The sequence below is a fragment of the Arthrobacter sp. Cr_A7 genome, from assembly GCF_029222765.1.
In the GTDB taxonomy this organism is placed as follows: Bacteria; Actinomycetota; Actinomycetes; order Actinomycetales; family Micrococcaceae; genus Arthrobacter.
The window spans coordinates 1-17,651 of record NZ_JARHXQ010000101.1 but is presented as its reverse complement, the minus strand read 5'-3'; the positions used below and the strand labels follow the sequence as shown (position 1 = coordinate 17,651).

Here is a 17,651-nt window from a genome sequence, read left to right as displayed (position 1 = left end):
AAATTACGTAGGGCCCTGACAAGGAATGTCAGGGCCCTACGACTTTAACCACAACACCCACAACACAAACCCCGACGCCCCATCACCTCCCGCAGCAAACCCGCGGACGCTCCATCAGCTCCTGCAGAAGAATCAGGCATGTTCCGTCTGGCCCATGCCGGCGGTTAATTTCTTACTACGCTGACGGCTCACGGCACGCTAATGTGGGGGCACCCGAAGCAGAGGAGGGCCCGGTGGGCAAAGTGGTCATGTACAGCTCGGTGTCGCTGGACGGCTTCGTCGCGGACGAGAATGACCAGCCCGGACCCCTGTTCGACTGGTTGTCCAACGGTGACGTCCCGTTGGACGAGAGCGGCGAAGTGAAGGTTTCGCAGACGTCCTACGACTACACTCGGCCGTACTGGGACCAGATCGCGGTGACACTTGTCGGCCGCCACGTCTTCGACCTGACGGACGGCTGGGACGGGAAGCCTCCGAGCGGGATCGACCACGTGGTCGTCGTGACGCACCGGCCGCAGCCCGAGGGCTGGGACCCTGGGGCGCCGTTTCACTTCGTCGACGGCGTCGAGGCAGCCATGGCCAAGGCGCAAGAGCTTGCGGGTGACCGCATCGTCGAGGTTGCCGCTGGCGACGTCGGTGGCCAGATGCTTGCCGCGGGCCTGGTCGACGAGGTGCGCATGGACGTCGTACCCGTTGTGTTCGGGTCCGGCAAGCGCTACTTCGGGCCGGTCCACTCGCAGCACCTGTTGGAGGGGCCCGATACGGTGATCCAGGGCAACCGGGTGCTTCACCTGCGCTATCGGGTGCGACGTTGAACGCGTATCCCGGGAACCCGCGACAGCTGATGGGGCGTCGCTCGGAATCCTGCGGTAGCTGATGGGGCGTCCCCCGGGTGAGAGAGCGTCGTCCGGAAACCTGCAGGATGTGAGAGAGCGTCCCCCGTTGTCCGGTGCCGAAGCGACCGCAGCTGAGAGGGCCCCAGCGCCGCGCGGGTAAAGTAGAACACCATGAGCAGCCTCTTCAGCCACGGCCAGGACCCCTTCGGCAGCGACAGCCAGTCCGCTCCAGACCCCCTGGAGCCCGTGGTGGAGACGGTTGTTGTTCCCGGCAGTGTGGCACACGCTTTCGCCGGCTTCACCGACCATACACATCTGTGGTGGCCCCTGGAATCGCACGGCGTCTACGGAGCGGGCTCCTACGTGGAGTTCGAAGAGAACCTCATCCTGGAAACCGCCGATGACGGACGCACCAGCATCTGGGGAACCCTCGATGACTGGCAGCCACCGCTGTCCTTCCATGCCACGTGGCACCCCGGCTCTACAGCCCTCTGGTCCACGGAACTGCTGGTTGTCTTCCGCGCGGTGGACGAAGGCGTGGAAGTGCGCGTCTTCCACGAAGGCTGGGAAGGTGCAGAGGATCCGGCCGCGGCCCGCGCGGAGTACGTCGAGGCCTGGCCGCAGATCCTTGCCCGCTACGCCCGCTTTATGGGTGCTCCCGCAGATGCGGACCCGAACGGTAACCAGGCAGGCTAACCGTGAGCCGGCTCCGGCGGCACCGCGGTGCTCGTCCGGATCACAAACTCTGTGGGGTACTCCTGGGCGATGGCCACCTGCGGTGCCGGCCCGCCGTCGGAATCATGTCGCGTCTCGCCCAGCAACTCAAGTGCCGTCCTGGCGGCAAGGCGCCCCTGCCCCCGGGGGTCCTGGCTGATGGTGGTCAAACCAAACGTTTCACCCAACTCGTGCCCGTCCATGCCCACGACTGAAAGATCATAAGGAACCTGCAACCCGAATTCCCGGGCAGCCAGGATGGCGCCCACGGCCATCTCGTCCGAAGCCGCAAAAACGGCGGTAGGACGTTCACTTGCCGTCCCCAGCATGCGGCGTGCGGCGGCATAGGCTCCCTGGACGGTGAAATCGGCGGCCACACGCCACTCCGGATGCACCGCCAGGCCCGAGGCCCTCATGGCGGCCTCATAGCCCCTTTGGCGGATGCCCGGGAGCTTAAAATCGCGGTTCAGGTTTGCGTCCCCCGTCATGTGGGCGATCCGGGTGTGCCCAAGCCGGATCAGATGATCGGTGGCCAGCCGTGCCAGCCGCTCGTCATCGATCCTGATGGTGGACGCCCTGGGCAGTGCACCGCCAATACCAACAATCGGCCGGTGGACGGCCAGCAGCTGCTGGATCTCGTCCTCGCCGAGCACCAGGGCAACGGCAATGACAGCGTCAAGCCGCTTCCGCAGCAGGAAGTCGCTGAGTACGCTGCGGCGCCGTTCCGGCTGGTCACCCACGTTGTACAGCGTGAGGTCGTAGCCCGCGTCCAGCAGTGCCTCGGATACGCCTTCCAGTACTGAGGAGAAGTACCAGCGGTTCACGGACGGGACCACCAGCCCGATGTTGTGGTTGCGGCCGGAGGCAAGGCTGGATGCGTGGTAGGACGGCACAAACCCCAGCTCCCGGGCGGCTTCCTGGGCCAGCTGCCGGCTCCTCGCGGAGACGTTCGCCTTGCCGCTGAGCGCCCGGGACACGGTGGCAACGGACAGGCCTGCCCTGCTCGCTACTTCTTTGATACCGGCCATGCTCAGTCTGCTGCGGCGTCCGGTCCAAGCTGGAGCCAGGCCGTCTCACCGGAAGCGAGGAAACGGCCGGCGCCTGACGGGTCGCTGCGGAGGAGCACATGCCCGGCAGGCATCTCCAGGGGATCGTGGTTCAGGTTCATAAGCACCAGCGTAGTGCCGTTGACGTAGCCCAGGGAGGAACCGGTGCACCAGTCCTCCGCCCACGACAGCGAGCCCCGGCCGAGGTTCAGCCCGCGCCTGAGCCCGAGGATGTCCCGGTACAGCGCAAGGTGCGACGACGGCGAGGCGGCCTGGAGGTCCCGGGCCAGGGCTGCGAACGAGGAAGGAAAAGGCAGCCAGGGGTCGCTTCCGTGGCCAAAGCCAAGGTGGGTCTCGGCGGCCCGCCACGGGAGCGGGATGCGGCAGCCGTCACGGCCCAGGCGTTGCCCGCCAGTACGGGCGAAGGTGGGGTCCTGCCGCAGATGTTCCGGGATGTCGACGCCGTCGGGCAGGCCAAGTTCCTCGCCCTGGTACAGGTAGGCGGCACCGGGAAGCCCCAGCATGAACAGGGAGGCGGCCGCCGCCCGGCGTCGGCCCAGGGCGATATCCGGCTGGGGATCGGCGGGGCCGATGCCGTCCCCGTCGCGGGGGCCCTGCCCGTTGTAGCCGAACCGGCTGGCGTGCCGGACCACGTCGTGGTTGGACAGCACCCAGGTGCTCGGTGCGCCGACGGCGTCCAGTGCCTCGAGCGAATCCGTGATCACCCCGCGCAGCCGGTACACGTCCAGCCCGGCATGAAGGTAGGGGAAATTGAAGGCCTGGTGCATCTGGTCCGGCCGGACCCAGTTGGCCAGCCGCGGCAGCGGATCCACATTGGCTTCCGCGCACAGGATGCGGTCCGGGCCGTACTGGTCCAGGATCCGGCGCCAGTTCCGGTAGATGTCGTGCAGGGCGGGCTGGCCGAACATGGGTGCTTCGTGGCCCGGGAACCCTTCGCTGCTGCCGCCGTCTGCGCGTCCGCCCCAGGCGGGCAGGCCGGGAGCTTTGACCAGGGCGTGGGCCACGTCCACCCGGAATCCGGACACGCCGCGGTCCAGCCAGAAGCGCAGCACGCGTTCGAACTCGGCGTGGACGGCCGGGTTGTCCCAGTTGAAGTCAGGCTGGGACGAATCGAAGAGGTGCAGGTACCACTGGTCCGACTGCCCGTCCGGCCCGGCCACCCTGGTCCAGGCCGGCCCGCCGAAGTGGGACTGCCAGTTGTTGGGCGGCTCGGAGCCTTCCTGGCCCGTTCCGTCCCGGAAGATGAACATGTCCCGCTCCGGGCTGCCGGCCGGCGCCGCGAGGGCGGCCTGGAAGGCTGCGTGCTGGTCCGAGCAGTGGTTCGGCACCAGGTCCACGATGACGCGCAGGCCCAGCCGGTGGGACTCCGCCATCATGACGTCGAAGTCGCCGAGTGTTCCGAAGATCGGGTCCACGTCGCAGTAGTCGCTGACGTCGTAGCCGGCGTCGCGCTGGGGGGACCGGTAGAAGGGTGACAGCCAGACCGCGTCCACGCCGAGGTCCGCCAGGTGCGGGAGTTCCTCGCTGATTCCCGCAAGATCGCCCACGCCGTCGCCGTTGAGGTCCCGGAAGGAACGTGGGTACACCTGGTAGATCACGGCAGAGCGCCACCAGCCGGGAGCGTTGTCCGCCTCATGGATGAGCGTCAGCGGCCCGGCGTTCAGGGAAGTGTCGGGAGTCACAGTTTCGACAGACATGAGTGACAGCATAAGCGCGGTGGAGCATAAAAATGAAAACGCTTCCATGATTATTCTCAGAGCCCATGGCTCCCGCGGTACATAACTGCTGGTCAGGACTGGAAGCGCTTGCAGCAGCGGGACCGAAGGTTACGCAGGTCCAGTCCGGTCGCCGCCTAAACTGGGAGGACATGTCCGACGGCGGGTGGAGGCCTTGGTGGGAAGCATTGTTGACGAGCTCGAGGGCATCCTGGCCGCGGGCCAGGTTGACGTGGCGGAGACGTCACTGCACCGGTACGCGGTGGACCAGGCGCCGATCATCGACTTTCAGCTGCCCCTGGCGGTGGTGTTTCCCGAATCGGTAGCCGACGTGCAGTCAGTGGTGCGCGCCTGTGCGGACTACGGAGTGGCGGTGGTAGCCCGCGGTGCGGGAACCGGAGTATCCGGCGGCGCGCATGCCACGGAGAACTGCATCATCATGTCGCTCGAACGGATGGACCACATCCTTGCGCTCAACCCGGACGACGAGACGGCAGTGGTGGAGCCGGGAGTGGTAAACGCCGTGCTCAACGAGGCAGCTGCTGTGCACGGCCTGATGTACGCGCCGGACCCTGCCAGCTTCCGCACCTCGACCATTGGCGGCAATGTTGCCACCAATGCCGGCGGCCTGCGCTGCGCAAAGTACGGCGTTACCAGGGACTCCGTGCTTGCCCTCGACGTGGTGCTGGCGGACGGCTCGCTTCTCCACACCGGCCACCAGACCTTCAAGGGTGTGGCCGGCTATGACCTGACCGGGCTGTTCGTGGGATCGGAAGGAACGCTGGGCATCGTGGTGGGTGTTACCGTCCGCCTGAAGTACTTGCCGAAGGAGGTGCACACGGTGGCGGCCTTCTACCCTGACTTCCGTATGGCGGCGGCAGGAGTCCTGGCGGTAGGCAAGGCACGGGTCCAGCCGGCCATCATGGAACTGCTCGACGGCGGCACGCTTGCCCAGCTGGACGAGATCCATGGCTCCGACCTCACCGCCCGCGGACGCTCCCTGCTGCTGGTCCAGACGGACGGGTTCGGCTCCGCAGCCGAGGCGGAGGTGGTGCGGGAAGTCCTGCGGGCAGGAGGGGCTGCTGTCACCACTGAAGCCAGCGCCGAAGCTGAGCGCCTGGTGGAACTCCGGCGGCACAGCAGGGGCGTGGAGGTGGACGACGAATACCGCGTGGGCGAGGATGTGGCCGTGCCGCGCTCACGCCTGGTGGACTACGTAGCGGCCCTGGAAACCATGGCGGCACGCCACGAAGTGCACCTCAAGGTGGTGGCACACGCCGGGGACGGCAACCTCCACCCCACGTTCTGGATCGACAGGCAGGGCAGCACTGTGGATGCTGCGGCGTTGGCGCGGCTTCAGCAGGTCCTGGATGAATCCATCACCGTAGCCCTGGACATGGGCGGCACCATCACGGGCGAGCACGGTGTTGGCCAGTACAAGCTGCGGTGGCTGGGCCAGGAGCAGCCCGAACCGGTCCGTGAGCTGCAGCGCAGGATCAAGGAACTGTTTGATCCTGCCGGCATCCTGAACCCCGGCAAGGCGATCTAGCTTTAGTCGTCCGAGTCCGGATATTCGTCGATGGACTCGTCCTCGCCGTAGCGGGACTCCTCGGTCTCCACCTCAAGGATTTTCAGCAGGCCGGTGTCCGGGTTCAGCATGATCGCGGCTTCGTCCCGGCGGTGCCGGAGGATGGAGTCGATGTAGGACTGCACGGCCTCGGCCAAGGGGATGTGCCGCTCCTGCTTTTCGGACATGTACCAGCGGTGCTCCAGGACCTCGTGCACCACTTCGGCGGGCTCCAGCTTCCCGGACAGGTCCCGCGGGATGGACCTGACGATCGGCTCGAAGATCTGGCTGACCCAGAGATGGGCGCTGTATTCCTCGTCCATGTCCGGGTTGTTGTCCGCACGGAAGGAGTCCATGTCATTAAGCAGCCGCCGGGCCTGGTTTTCCTGCGCGTCAATACCCGTAAGCCGCAGGAGCCGCCGCTGGTGGTGTCCGGCGTCCACCACTTTTGGCTGCAGCTGGATGGTTGACCCGTTCTGGGTGGTCTTGATGGCGTACTCCTCGACGTCGAAGCCGAGTTCGTTGAGCCGGCGGATTCTGGCACTGACCCGCCACCGCTCACCGAGTTCGAAGGACTCCTTCTCCGTCAGCTCCGCCCAGAGGCGCCGGTAGCTGTCCATGATCAGCTCGCTGGTGGCTACGGGATCCACCTTTTCCTCGATCAGCCCCCCGTCCAGCAGGTCCATAAGTTCCCCGGCGATGTTCACCCGGGCAATTTCGAGGTCGTATTCACGCTGCCCGGTGGACAGGTCCGGGTACAGCTCACCTGTTTCGGCGTCCACCAGGTAGGCGGCGAAAGCGCCGGCGTCGCGGCGGAACAGGGTGTTGGAGAGGGACACGTCGCCCCAGTAGAAGCCGATCAGGTGCAGCCGTACCATCAGCAGCGCCTGTGCGTCGATGAGGCGCGTCAGGGTGTCCTTGCGGAGCATCTGGGAGAAGAGCGCGCGGTACGGCATGGAGAACTTCAGGTGCCGGGTGACCAGGACCGGGTTGAGCGGGCGCCCGTCCGGGGTGGTGCGCCCGGTGATCACCGCTACCGGTTCCACACAGGGGACGTCCAGCCGGGCGAGCTTGCGCAGCATGTGGTACTCGTGCCGGGCTACGTGCTCGGAGGTTTCCTTGATGGCGATGACCGATCCGCCAAGGTGGGCGAAGCGCACGATGTGGCGGGAGATGCCGCGGGGGAGGGCTGCCAGGTTCTCGGCAGGCCAATCTTCGAGGGCGATGTGCCAGGGAAGGTCAAGGAGCTCCGGGTCGGCGGCCGCCGCGGTGATGTTCAGGGAGCTGGAGACCGAGGCGAGCTTGCCGTCGTCGGCACTTGCGGCCACAAACCGCGGCAGTTTTCCGATCTGCGCGTAGTCGGTGGGTTCATCGTGCCACTGGGCGCTGTATTCCTCGGTCATAACTCAATTCTTCCGTACTTGGGGCAGGCCAGCTAATCTTCCGCCGGCCAGTTAAAAGCCGACGGCGGCCCATCCGTCAGGAGGGCCGCCGTCAGTTTGGAGTGCTGTCCGGAGGTTTCGACAGGCTCAACCACCGGAACGGGGGACTAGTCGCCCAGGCGCAGGCCGGTCTTGGTGTCGAACAGGTGCACGTGGCCCGACTGCGGACGGACGTAGATGGACTCGCCCTTCATCGGGGGGCGGCGGCCGTCGACGCGTGCCACGATGTCGTGGTCCTTGCCGTCAAGCGTGGTGTGGCCGTAGACGTAGGCGTCGGCGCCGAGTTCTTCGACGACGTCCACCTCAACCTTCAGGCCTTCACCGTGCGGAGCGGTTTCGAGGTCCTCGGGGCGGCTGCCCAGCGTCACGGTGGAGCCGTGTGCCTCTTCGAGGACGTCGCGCGGCACGGGGTAGACGGTCCCGCCGAACTGCACACCGCCGTCGACCACGGGCAGTTCCAGCAGGTTCATGGCCGGGGAGCCGATGAAGCCGGCAACGAACACGTTCTTGGGGCGGTCGTAGAGGTTGCGGGGGGTGTCAACCTGCTGCAGCAGGCCGTCCTTCAGCACGGCGACGCGGTCACCCATGGTCATGGCCTCAACCTGGTCGTGCGTCACGTAAACGGTGGTGACACCGAGGCGGCGGGTGAGGGATGCGATCTGCGTACGGGTCTGGACGCGGAGCTTGGCATCGAGGTTGGACAGCGGCTCATCCATGAGGAAGACCTGCGGGTTACGCACGATGGCGCGGCCCATGGCGACACGCTGGCGCTGGCCGCCGGAGAGGGCCTTCGGCTTGCGGTCCAGGTACTGCTCGAGGTCAAGAAGCTTGGCTGCTTCCCGGACGCGCTCGGCGCGCTCTTCCTTGGAAACGCCGGCGATCTTCAGGGCGAAGCCCATGTTGTCGGCCACAGTCATGTGCGGGTACAGCGCGTAGTTCTGGAAAACCATCGCGATGTCGCGGTCCTTCGGTGGAACATCGGTGACGTCGCGGTCGCCGATCAGGATGCGGCCTGCGTTGACGTCCTCAAGGCCTGCGAGCATGCGCAGGGAGGTGGACTTACCGCAACCGGAGGGTCCAACGAGGACCAGGAATTCGCCATCGGCGATGTCGATGTTGAGCTTATCGACGGCGGGCTTATCTGTGCCCGGGTACAGACGCGTAGCGTTATCAAAAGTAACTGTAGCCACAGTTATCAATCCCTTCACCGGCAGGTACGTGCCGGACGATCCGTTGTGAATGGTTCATGTTTGTTCAGTTTTGTGTTGCAGGCTGCACTCCGGCGAAGCCAGAGTGCAAAGAGTGACGCCGCACGGTGTCTGTGCGCCACATCACAAGCAAGAGTATGTCAGATGCTTCGTTTATTGTCGCAAATGTTACGGACGTCACACGTGGGCTTGCGCACGCCTAGCTTGGGGCGGCCTGCGGATCCTCTTCCGCCACGGCAACGCTCCGCTCCTGCAGCAGGGCCTCCAGCAGCTCCGCCACGTGGACCGGAGCCTCCACGCGGTACTGCGCCTGGGTAAAGTCCAGCCCCACCTTCACGCCCACGTCGCCCGGCTCGAGCCGTGCCAGGGCGTCCTCGTCCGTGGTGTCATCACCGGCAAACAGCACAGCCGTGGCCCCGGTGATCTGCCGCAGGAACGTGACGCCCTCGCCTTTCGAGGCGTTGACCACCGAGGTTTCGAGGACCCGCTTCCCGTCCTTCAGGAAGACCCCCTTGCGGTCCTGGAGCAGCGAGCGTGCGGCCGCAACCGCGTCCTCGGCAACGTCATCGGCGGCAAGGCGGGTGTGAAGCACCACGCCGGCAGGCTTGTCCTCCAGCATGGTCCCCGGGGCTTCCTCAACGATTTCCCCGAGGATGGCACGGACCTCGGCCAGCAGCGCCTTCTGCTCTTCGTCTAGGGTCAGCCCGGTTGAGCCCGGGCCCAGCCACGCCTCGGCGCCGTGGCTGCCAATCAGCAGCGAGTCCACCGGCGGCGACGCCACAGCACGCAGGCTGGCGAGGGCGCGCCCTGAGATGAGCGCCGTCGTGGTGCGCGGCAGCACGGCGAGCCCTGCGAAGGCAGTGGCCGCGCGCGGCAGGGGGCGTGCATCGTCGGCATGCCCCACGATGGGTGCCATGGTCCCGTCGAAATCCATGGCCACCAGCAGATGGTCGGTGCGGGCGATGCGCCGGACGGCCTCGCGGAGCTCCGGGGACAGTGCCAGCGGACTCTTGGAGCGGCCGTCAGGAGTCATCCCGCACCACCTTTTCGTTCAGTGCGGCCAGGAAGTCTGCGGACCAGTAGTCCACGTCGTGTTCCAGGATCTGCTTGCGCATGGCGCGCATCCGCCGGGCGGCGTCCCGCGGAGACATCTCAACCGCCCGCATGATGGCGCTCTTGAGCCCGTCAATATCGTGCGGGTTCATCAGCAGGGCCTGCTTGAGCTGGTCCGCGGCGCCGGCGAATTCGCTCAGCACCAGGGCGCCGTCGTTGTTGGTCCGGGCCGTGACGTATTCCTTGGCCACGAGGTTCATGCCGTCCCGCAGCGCGGTGACCAGCATGACGTCGGCGGCCAGGTACAGCGCCACCATCTCCTCCACGGGATAGCTGTGGTGCAGGTAGCGGACGGCGGTGTTCTCGATGGTGTCGTAGGTGCCGTTGATGTGGCCCACCGTGCCTTCCACCTCTTCCCGCAGCAGGCGGTACTGTTCAACGCGTTCGCGGCTGGGGGAGGCCACCTGGATCAGGGTGGCGTCTCCCACGGACAGTTTGCCGTCCGCCAGGAGTTCCTCGAACGCCTTCAGCCGGTGCCGGATGCCCTTGGTGTAGTCCAGGCGGTCCACGCCAAGCAGGATGGTCTTGGGGTTGCCCAGGTCCTGGCGGATCTGCCGGGCACGCTCGATGATTTCCGGTTTGGCGGCAAGCTCGCTGATCTGCTGGACATCGATGGAGATGGGGAAGGCCTGCGCCCGGGCGATATGGGTGATTTCGCCGTCCTGGCCCTTGACGTGCACCTGCTGCTGCTTGACGCTGGCGCCGAGGAACCGGCGTGCCGAGCGCATGAAGTTTCCGGCATCGCTGGCCCGCTGGAAGCCCACCAGGTCAGCGCCGAGCAGGCCGTCGATAATGGCCTGGCGCCACGGCAGCTGGGCAAAGATTTCCGGCGGCGGGAACGGGATGTGGTTGAAGAAGCCGATCCGGAGATCGGGCCGGGCTTCGCGTACCAGCCGCGGCACCAGCTGCAGCTGGTAGTCCTGGATCCACACGGTTGCCTTGTGGTCCGCATGGCGTACGACGGCGTCGGCGAACCTTTGGTTGACCCTGCGGTAGGCGTCCCACCAGGTCCGGTGGAATTCCGGCGGCGCGATGACGTCGTGGTACAGCGGCCACAGTGTCGCGTTCGAGAAGCCTTCGTAATACAGCTCCACGTCATCGGTGCTGAGCTGGACGGGGACCAGGTCCATGCCGCCGTGGCTGAAGGGCTCCACCGTCTCGTCCGGCGCGCCGTGCCAGCCCACCCAGGCGCCGTCGGTCTTGGTCATCATGGGCGCGAGTGCCGTCACCAGGCCGCCGGGGGAGCGGCGCCAGCCGGAGCCGTCGTCACCGTTCTCGCCGGCGGCGACACGGTCAACGGGCAGTCGGTTGGAGACCACCATGAAGTCGTACTTGGTCTCGCCGCCGTGGCCGGAGCCGGCGGCGCCGGGCGCAGCCTTGGCGGCTGGTTTTTCCTGGACAGGTGTTTGCATTGCGGCCCCCTGGGGTTGCTTGTGCCTCTCAGCCCACCCTAACGGGACGGAATCTTCCGTGCTATTCGTCCGTTGGTCAAGCCGGAGGAATACTTGAAAGCGCAAGCTCTCAGCTTTCTCCCCTAAAATGAGGTAGTTGCCACTGAGTGGTCCCCCCACGTCGATCGACCCAAGGAACACATGAGCCCCGCAAACGAAGTACGTAAGTCGAAAGCTGAGCGAACCGCGGAGGCGCGGGAAAAAGCGCGCCTGATCCGCGAAGCCCAGCATAAGAAAGACAAGCGCAACAAGCTCTTGATCGGCTGGGGCATCGTGGTGGCCGTCGTGGCCATCCTGGCGGTCGTGGCCCTGGTGGTCACCACCAGCATCCGGCAGAACACCCCCATTGCCGACCAGGGACCCGTTCCCGCCAACGGCAACGTCAACGGCGGCGTTACGCTGCTGGCCAACACGGAGGTCAAGGCGACGGACGCCGCCACCGTGGACATTGCCAACGTGCCGGCCAAGCCTGAGACCCTGCCCAGCCCTGTGGTTGCCCCCGGTGCCGAGGCCGAAGAAGGGCAGCCGGTCAAGGTGGTGGCCTACATCGACTTCATCTGCCCCGTCTGCAAACGGTTCGAAGACACTTATAACGACGCGCTGACCGGTCTCCGCAACGAAGGCAAGATTTCCCTGGAATACCGGCCGCTGGGCTTCCTGGACCGCCAGTCCACCACCAACTACTCCTCCCGTGCAGCCAACGCCGCCGCGTGCGTAGCGGACCAGGCTCCCGGGAAGTACGCCGAATACGCCGATCTCCTGTTCACGAACCAGCCCGCCGAGGGCGGCGCCGGCCTCTCCGACGACAAGCTGAAGTCGCTGGCGAGTGACATTGGTGCGGACATCAACAGCTGCGTCGACGACAGGACCTTCCGTCCCTACGTCAAGTACTCCACGCAGCTGGCTTCCAATGTTGGAATCACCGGAACCCCCACCGTCTTCATCGACGGCAAGCAGTGGGACGGCAGCACCGACCTGAACGCCGAGATCCAGGCTGCCATCGACGCCAAGGCCTAGGACCGGCAGGACTTCCTGCTCAAGGCCCGTCCCGGATCTTCTTCCGGGGCGGGCCTTTTTCTGTGGCACCGGGGTGACTTGTTCCCGTCCGGGCTCCCCGCGGCAGCGGGCAGAAGGGCATTTTTACCAGCGGCGGGTGTTGGGCTACCCTTATCTAGCGCCGTTCAGGCGCCCGCCCGCAAGGGTGTGCCTCCTTAGCTCAGTTGGCCAGAGCACCGCTCTTGTAAAGCGGGGGTCGTCGGTTCGAATCCGACAGGGGGCTCCACTGCTTTCCGCACCCGTCCCGGCCGTATCCCCTGAATCCGGCATTAAGCTGGTGTCATCCGAATGATCAGCCTGCTGATAAAAGGAGGACGGGTGCCATGCCCAAGACCGGCAAGAACGACCATGCCCGCAAGGATGAGCTTCCCTCGACCCTGCAGCGCTCCGAACAAAAAGCCCAGGATACGTTCGCCAAGACCTACGACTCCGCCCTCGAGTCCTACGATAATGACGAAGGCCGGGCCGCCCGTGCCGCGTACGCATCCCTGAAGCACAGCTACGAGAAGGTGGGCGACCACTGGGAGCCGAAGGAAAAGCGGGGCCCTTCCGACAAGCGTGCGGAGGAAGGCATCCAGTCCTCCGAACCCACCGCGGGCGGGGTCAACGCAAATGCGTCCAAGGAGCACCTTTACAAGCTTGCCAAGGAGCTGGACGTCAAGGGCCGCTCGAAGATGGACAAGGACGAGCTGGTCAAGGCGCTCCAGAAGGCCAACGACTCCGCCACCCGCAAGGCAAGGAAGTAGCCCCGCCCGCAGTCGATCGCCCGGCAGGAAGGGAACGCCTGCGTCCAGGGCCGCCGGCGGTCTTGCCCTATTGCCGCCCAAGGTGTCGAATCAGAGGACACGTTAGGACGGGTTGCACGGCAAAGACGCCAGGAGGATCCCATGTCAGTAAAAGGCACCAAGGACTCAGCGAGGACACCCGGCGGCCGGAATGGAGCTGAGACACGCCGGGCGGATGCTTCTGCCGGGATCGCGGCCGAGGACCCCGCGCAGATCCGCAATATTGCGCTTGTAGGGCATTCCGGCGCCGGCAAAACCCTGCTGATCGAGGGCCTGTTGTCCGCCAACGGCATGATCACCCGCAAGGGATCCATCGCCGACGGGACCACCGTCAGCGATTCGGACCCCGCCGCGGTCCACCAGCAGCGGTCCGTGACGCTCTCGCTGGTGCCGCTGCTGATCGAAGACATCAAGGTCAACATCCTGGATACGCCGGGCTATCCCGATTTCATCGGCGAGATGCGTGCAGGGCTGCGGGCAGCGGACGCCGCCCTTTTTGTTGTCTCGGCCGTTGACGGGATCGACGCCACCACCACCGCCCTGTGGGGCGAGTGCGAGCAGGCGAGGCTGCCACGCGCCGTCGTGATCACCCGGATGGACCATCCGCGCGCAAATTACGACGTCGTCCTCGCCGAGTGCAGGAAAGCGTTCGGCGACGGCGTCCTGCCGCTCTACCTCCCGGTCAGGTCCGGCGGGAACGTCACCAGCCTCCTGGGGCTGCTGTCCCGCACGGTCACCGACTACGCCTCCGGGGAGATTCCCGCCACGCGCGAGGGCACCGCCGACGAAATGGCGGCCGCGGAGGCAGCGCGCGGCGAGCTCATCGAGGGGATCATCGCCGAAAGCGAAGACGAGACCCTGATGGACCGTTACCTGGAAGGCGAGGACATCGATACCGGGGTCCTGGTCGACGACCTGGAAACCGCCGTCGCGCGGGGGTCCTTCTTCCCGGTCATTCCGACGTCCGCGGTGACCGGGCTGGGTACGGCTGAGCTGCTGGAAGTGCTGGTGCGCGCGTTCCCGCCTCCTACCGAGGGGAGCCTGCCCGACGTGACGGACCTGGCGGGCAACCCGGTGGCATCGCTGGCCTGTGACCCGTCGGGGCCGCTGGCGGCCGAGGTGGTGCGCACGTCCATCGACCCGTTCCTGGGCCGGATTTGCCTGGTCCGGGTGTTCTCCGGGACGCTGCGCGAGGACTCGCCGGTGCACGTTGGGGGCCACGGCCTGGCGGACCGCGGCCACCAGGACCACGACACCGACGAGCGCGTCACCCACATCTACTCCCCGCTCGGTGCCACCCTGCGGCCCGTGCCCTACTCTGTGGCCGGGGACATGTGTGCGCTGGCGAAACTGGGAAGCGCCGAGACGGGAGACACGATTTCATCGCGGGACAAGCCGCTCATGCTCGCCACCTGGGAGATGCCCGAACCACTGCTTCCGGTGGCTGTCGAAGCCGACTCCCGCAGCGACGAGGACGCACTTGCACGGAGCCTGGGCAAAATCGCGGCCGGCGATCCCACGCTGCGGGTGGAGAGGAACGCCGAAACGCACCAGCTGGTGCTGTGGTGCATGGGCGAGGCCCACGCTGACGTGGTGCTGGACAGGATCCGGGAACAGGGCGTGAAGCTGCATACCGTGGAGGTGGTAACTCCGCTTCGGGAAACATTCGCGGCACCGTCGGCCGGGCACGGCCGCCACGTGAAGCAGTCCGGCGGCCACGGACAATATGCCGTCTGCGACATCGAAGTGGAACCACTGGACCGCGGCGCCGGTTTCGAGTTCGTGGACAAGACGGTGGGCGGTGTTATTCCCGGAACATTCATCCCGTCCGTGGAAAAGGGCGTCCGCGCGCAGATGGAGAAGGGCGTGTCCGCCGGATTCCCGGTGGTGGACGTCCGCGTGCGGCTGGTGGGCGGCAAGGCGCACAGCGTCGATTCGTCGGATGCAGCGTTCCAGGCGGCCGGGGCACTGGCCCTGCGCGAGGCGGCGGCCGCAGGGAAAATCCAGCTGCTGGAACCGGTGTCGGAAGTGAGCATCACCGTGACGGACGAGCATGTGGGGTCTGTCATGAGCGACCTCTCCGGGCGCCGGGGCAGGCTTACCGGCACCAACTCGTCCGGGGACGGACTGACGGAAATCGCCGCAGAGGTGCCGGACCAGGAACTGCTGCGCTACGCCGTCGAACTTCGGGCACTGACCTCCGGAACAGGCCGGTTCACCCGCCGCTACCTGCGGCACGATCCTGTGCCCGCGAGCTACAGCCCGTCCTGAGCCGATAACGCCATGAACCCGGCGGCCCGGAAAATCGAGCGGGTCTACCTGACGCTGACGCTGGGCAACACCCTGGCGACATCGTTTATCTGGGGGATCAACACCCTCTTCCTGCTCGACGCCGGCCTCAGCAACCTGGAGGCCTTCGCCGCCAACGCCTTCTTCACAGCCGGCATGGTGCTCTTTGAGGTGCCCACGGGCGTGGTGGCCGACAGCTGGGGACGCCGCACCTCGTTCCTGCTGGGCACCATTACCCTGGCCGTTTCCACGTTCCTGTACTACCTGCTCTGGCAGATGTCGGCCCCGTTCCTGTGGTGGGCGGTGGTGTCCGTACTGCTCGGCCTGGGTTTCACCTTCTTTTCGGGGGCGGTGGAAGCCTGGCTGGTGGACGCCCTGCGGTTTTCCGGTTACGAAGGCGGGCTGGAAACGGTGCTCGGGCGCGGGCAGATGGTCAGCGGGGTGGCGATGCTCGCCGGCTCCGTGGCAGGCGGGGTGATCGCCCAGGCCACCAGCCTGGGCGTCCCGTTCCTGGTGCGCGTGGGCGTACTGGTGGCCATGTTCGCGGTGGCGTTCCTGCTGATGCACGACGTCGGCTTCACGCCGGAGCGGTCGCCGCACCCCCTGCGGGCCACCCGGACGGTCCTCAAAGCCTCGGTGGATGGCGGCCTGAAACATCCGCCCGTGCGGTACATCATGCTGGCTGCGCCGTTCACCGAAGGAGTGGGCTTCTACGTCTTTTACGCCCTGCAGCCGTACCTGCTGCAGCTTTTTGGGGATCCCCGGGCCTACGCTGTGGCTGGCCTGGCCGCTGCCATCGTGGCGGGAGCGGACATCGTGGGCGGATGGATGGCACCGCGCATCCGGAAGCTGGTCCGGAAACGGACCACCGTGCTGATTGCCAGCAACGTGGTCAGCTCACTGATCCTGGTGGTGCTGCTGTTCACCAGCACGTTCTGGCTTGCCCTGGTGCTGCTGGCACTGTGGGCCGTGGTGGGCGCAGCAGGCACTCCCGTGCGGCAGGCCTACCTGAACGACATGATTGCCTCAAAACAGCGGGCAACCGTCCTCAGCTTCGACTCCCTGATGGGGTCAAGCGGCGGGGTAGTGGTGCAGCCGCTGCTCGGCCGCAGCGCAGACCTTTATGGCTATCCGGCGTCGCTCGCCGTGAGCGGTGTGGTGCAGGTGCTTGCCGCGCCGTTTATCCTGCTGAGCCGGCGGCAGCGCTCGCAGGCAGACACGGCATCTGACCTGACAGCAACGTCCTAGTGGCTGCCTTGGTGCGGCGGTTGATGTGGTTCAGTCCGCGTCCATCAGCTCAAGCAGCTTCTTTGCTGCATCCCGGATGTCGTCGTGCCCGTACTGGGCAGCCCTGCTTTCCAAAGAGATGACGGCGCAGCGGTGGACTTTGCTGAAGTCGCCAAAGGGAAAGCTGACGCTGCCCTTGGTGCCGTCCGACTTTTCGTCGTCCCGGCCAAGGTGCCATTCCGCGAAGCTGCCAAAGCCGTGCTTGTCGATGAAGGCGTTTTCCTGGTCCGTGGAGGGAGCATGTTCGCTCCAGTCATCCCGGACATCACGTTCAACCTTGCCCGCCTTAATAAGCTCCCGGGCGTGGGCGAATGCAGTGCGGTTCAGCCGTGCCGCCATCATGGTTCCTTTCCTGCGGGTTCCGGCCGCCGGCAGCCGGAGGGCTTCCAGCGTAGGACCGCGCCGGGGAAACCGCCATGGTTAACGCCTGCGAGACCGCCGGGAAACGCGCCCACAACAATCACCGCTTACCTTTCAGGGATGACAGCTGATTTCCTTGGCCGGCTCCGTGCATGGCTCATCGACACCTTCACCTATGAGTCCCCGGACGAGGCCGCCGATGCCATGGCCGACGCCACCCGCTGGGGCTGGCTTCCGGCCCTGAGCGGAGTGGCGGTGGGGGCGGGGCACGCCCGAGCGCACCACGCTGGCCAGCAGCTCTAACACACCGCGGTGTCTGCTTGCACACACTCTTGCGTCCGTTACGGGATCATGCCCTAAACTGCTTCACTGAGGTGCCTGAGATGGCGCTGCGCAGCAACGAAAGTGAACACGCTATGGCTACCGATTACGATGCTCCACGCAAGCAGGAAGAAGAGACTCCGGCGGACTCGCTCGAGGCCCTTCAGGCGTCACGTGGCGGCAACGCCCAGACCGCGGTCATTGACCTTGACGAGAATGACACTGCTGAAGGCATCGACCTGCCCGGCGCCGACCTTTCCAACGAGGAACTGACGGTCATCGTTGTTCCTGAGCAGTCCGATGAATTTACCTGCTCGTCATGCTTTTTGGTCCGCCACCGTTCCCAGGTTGCGCGGGAAAAGAATGGCATGAAGTACTGCCGCGACTGCGAAGGCTAGGTCTCCAGTACGAAGCCCGGCGCCGGCACCCTCCCAGGGTGG

The 17,651-nt window shown here is 66.0% G+C and carries 16 protein-coding genes and 1 tRNA gene; 10 read left to right on the top strand and 7 right to left on the bottom strand.

The window, feature by feature from the left end; all coding sequences use genetic code 11:
* Positions 1–233 precede the first annotated feature (233 nt).
* Both P2Q66_RS06150 and P2Q66_RS06145 read left to right on the top strand, forming a co-directional pair.
* Entirely contained in the window at positions 234–815 is a 582-nt protein-coding gene (locus P2Q66_RS06150) for a dihydrofolate reductase family protein (protein ID WP_275726384.1), read from the top strand.
* Positions 816–1,007: 192 nt separating this feature from the next.
* Positions 1,008–1,532 (top strand): hypothetical protein, encoded by a 525-nt coding sequence (locus P2Q66_RS06145; RefSeq protein WP_275726382.1) that lies wholly within the window; start codon positions 1,008–1,010, stop codon positions 1,530–1,532.
* Here the strand turns inward: P2Q66_RS06145 and P2Q66_RS06140 are convergent.
* The gene (locus P2Q66_RS06140; RefSeq protein WP_275726381.1) at positions 1,529–2,578 is read right to left on the bottom strand and encodes a LacI family DNA-binding transcriptional regulator; all 1,050 of its coding nucleotides are present in this window, start codon (positions 2,576–2,578) and stop codon (positions 1,529–1,531) included. The two genes, P2Q66_RS06145 and P2Q66_RS06140, sit on opposite strands and share 4 nt — an antisense overlap.
* Before the next feature lie 2 nt (positions 2,579–2,580).
* Positions 2,581–4,314, bottom strand: a complete 1,734-nt coding sequence (locus P2Q66_RS06135; RefSeq protein WP_275726380.1) for a glycoside hydrolase family 13 protein — start codon at positions 4,312–4,314, stop codon at positions 2,581–2,583.
* A 196-nt stretch (positions 4,315–4,510) separates the two neighbouring features.
* Between P2Q66_RS06135 and P2Q66_RS06130 the strand changes: the two genes are divergently transcribed.
* Entirely contained in the window at positions 4,511–5,881 is a 1,371-nt protein-coding gene (locus tag P2Q66_RS06130) for an FAD-linked oxidase C-terminal domain-containing protein (protein WP_275726378.1), read from the top strand.
* A gap of 2 nt (positions 5,882–5,883) precedes the next feature.
* Here P2Q66_RS06130 and P2Q66_RS06125 read toward each other — a convergent pair whose 3' ends face one another.
* The 4 genes from P2Q66_RS06125 to P2Q66_RS06110 all read right to left on the bottom strand — a co-directional run bounded on the left by P2Q66_RS06125 (position 5,884) and on the right by P2Q66_RS06110 (position 11,074).
* Positions 5,884–7,302, bottom strand: a complete 1,419-nt coding sequence (locus P2Q66_RS06125; protein ID WP_079597876.1) for a DUF4032 domain-containing protein — start codon at positions 7,300–7,302, stop codon at positions 5,884–5,886.
* A 146-nt stretch (positions 7,303–7,448) separates the two neighbouring features.
* Positions 7,449–8,531, bottom strand: a complete 1,083-nt coding sequence (gene ugpC, locus P2Q66_RS06120) for a sn-glycerol-3-phosphate ABC transporter ATP-binding protein UgpC (RefSeq protein WP_013599924.1) — start codon at positions 8,529–8,531, stop codon at positions 7,449–7,451.
* A 217-nt stretch (positions 8,532–8,748) separates the two neighbouring features.
* Complete coding sequence (gene otsB / locus P2Q66_RS06115; protein WP_275726373.1) at positions 8,749–9,582, bottom strand: trehalose-phosphatase; 834 nt, start codon at positions 9,580–9,582, stop codon at positions 8,749–8,751.
* On the bottom strand, positions 9,572–11,074 hold the full coding sequence (locus P2Q66_RS06110; RefSeq protein WP_079597874.1) for a trehalose-6-phosphate synthase: 1,503 nt from the start codon (positions 11,072–11,074) through the stop codon (positions 9,572–9,574). The genes otsB and P2Q66_RS06110 overlap by 11 nt, the downstream gene beginning before the upstream one ends.
* Positions 11,075–11,254: 180 nt before the next feature.
* On the opposite strand from P2Q66_RS06110, the gene P2Q66_RS06105 reads away from it, so the two are divergent.
* The 5 genes from P2Q66_RS06105 to P2Q66_RS06085 all read left to right on the top strand — a co-directional run bounded on the left by P2Q66_RS06105 (position 11,255) and on the right by P2Q66_RS06085 (position 16,491).
* Positions 11,255–12,130 (top strand): thioredoxin domain-containing protein, encoded by an 876-nt coding sequence (locus P2Q66_RS06105; RefSeq protein WP_275726372.1) that lies wholly within the window; start codon positions 11,255–11,257, stop codon positions 12,128–12,130.
* A 188-nt stretch (positions 12,131–12,318) separates the two neighbouring features.
* Positions 12,319–12,395 (top strand) — tRNA-Thr (locus tag P2Q66_RS06100).
* 97 nt (positions 12,396–12,492) lie between these two features.
* Positions 12,493–12,915 carry a ChaB family protein gene (locus P2Q66_RS06095; protein ID WP_275726370.1) on the top strand — a complete coding sequence of 141 codons (423 nt, stop codon included), beginning with the start codon at positions 12,493–12,495 and terminating at the stop codon, positions 12,913–12,915.
* A gap of 141 nt (positions 12,916–13,056) precedes the next feature.
* Entirely contained in the window at positions 13,057–15,225 is a 2,169-nt protein-coding gene (locus P2Q66_RS06090; protein ID WP_275726369.1) for an elongation factor G-like protein EF-G2, read from the top strand.
* A gap of 12 nt (positions 15,226–15,237) precedes the next feature.
* Positions 15,238–16,491 carry an MFS transporter gene (locus P2Q66_RS06085; RefSeq protein WP_275726367.1) on the top strand — a complete coding sequence of 418 codons (1,254 nt, stop codon included), beginning with the start codon at positions 15,238–15,240 and terminating at the stop codon, positions 16,489–16,491.
* A 30-nt stretch (positions 16,492–16,521) separates the two neighbouring features.
* On the opposite strand, the gene P2Q66_RS06080 is transcribed toward P2Q66_RS06085, so the two are convergent.
* Positions 16,522–16,869, bottom strand: coding sequence for a hypothetical protein (locus P2Q66_RS06080; RefSeq protein WP_115524294.1), 348 nt, complete (start codon positions 16,867–16,869; stop codon positions 16,522–16,524).
* Between the two features lie 141 nt (positions 16,870–17,010).
* Here P2Q66_RS06080 and P2Q66_RS06075 point away from each other — a divergent pair, with 141 nt between their 5' ends.
* Together P2Q66_RS06075 and P2Q66_RS06070 are read left to right on the top strand one after the other, a co-directional pair.
* Entirely contained in the window at positions 17,011–17,193 is a 183-nt protein-coding gene (locus tag P2Q66_RS06075; RefSeq protein WP_275726365.1) for a hypothetical protein, read from the top strand.
* 113 nt (positions 17,194–17,306) lie between these two features.
* Positions 17,307–17,609, top strand: a complete 303-nt coding sequence (locus P2Q66_RS06070) for a DUF4193 domain-containing protein (RefSeq protein WP_079597890.1) — start codon at positions 17,307–17,309, stop codon at positions 17,607–17,609.
* Positions 17,610–17,651 lie beyond the last annotated feature (42 nt).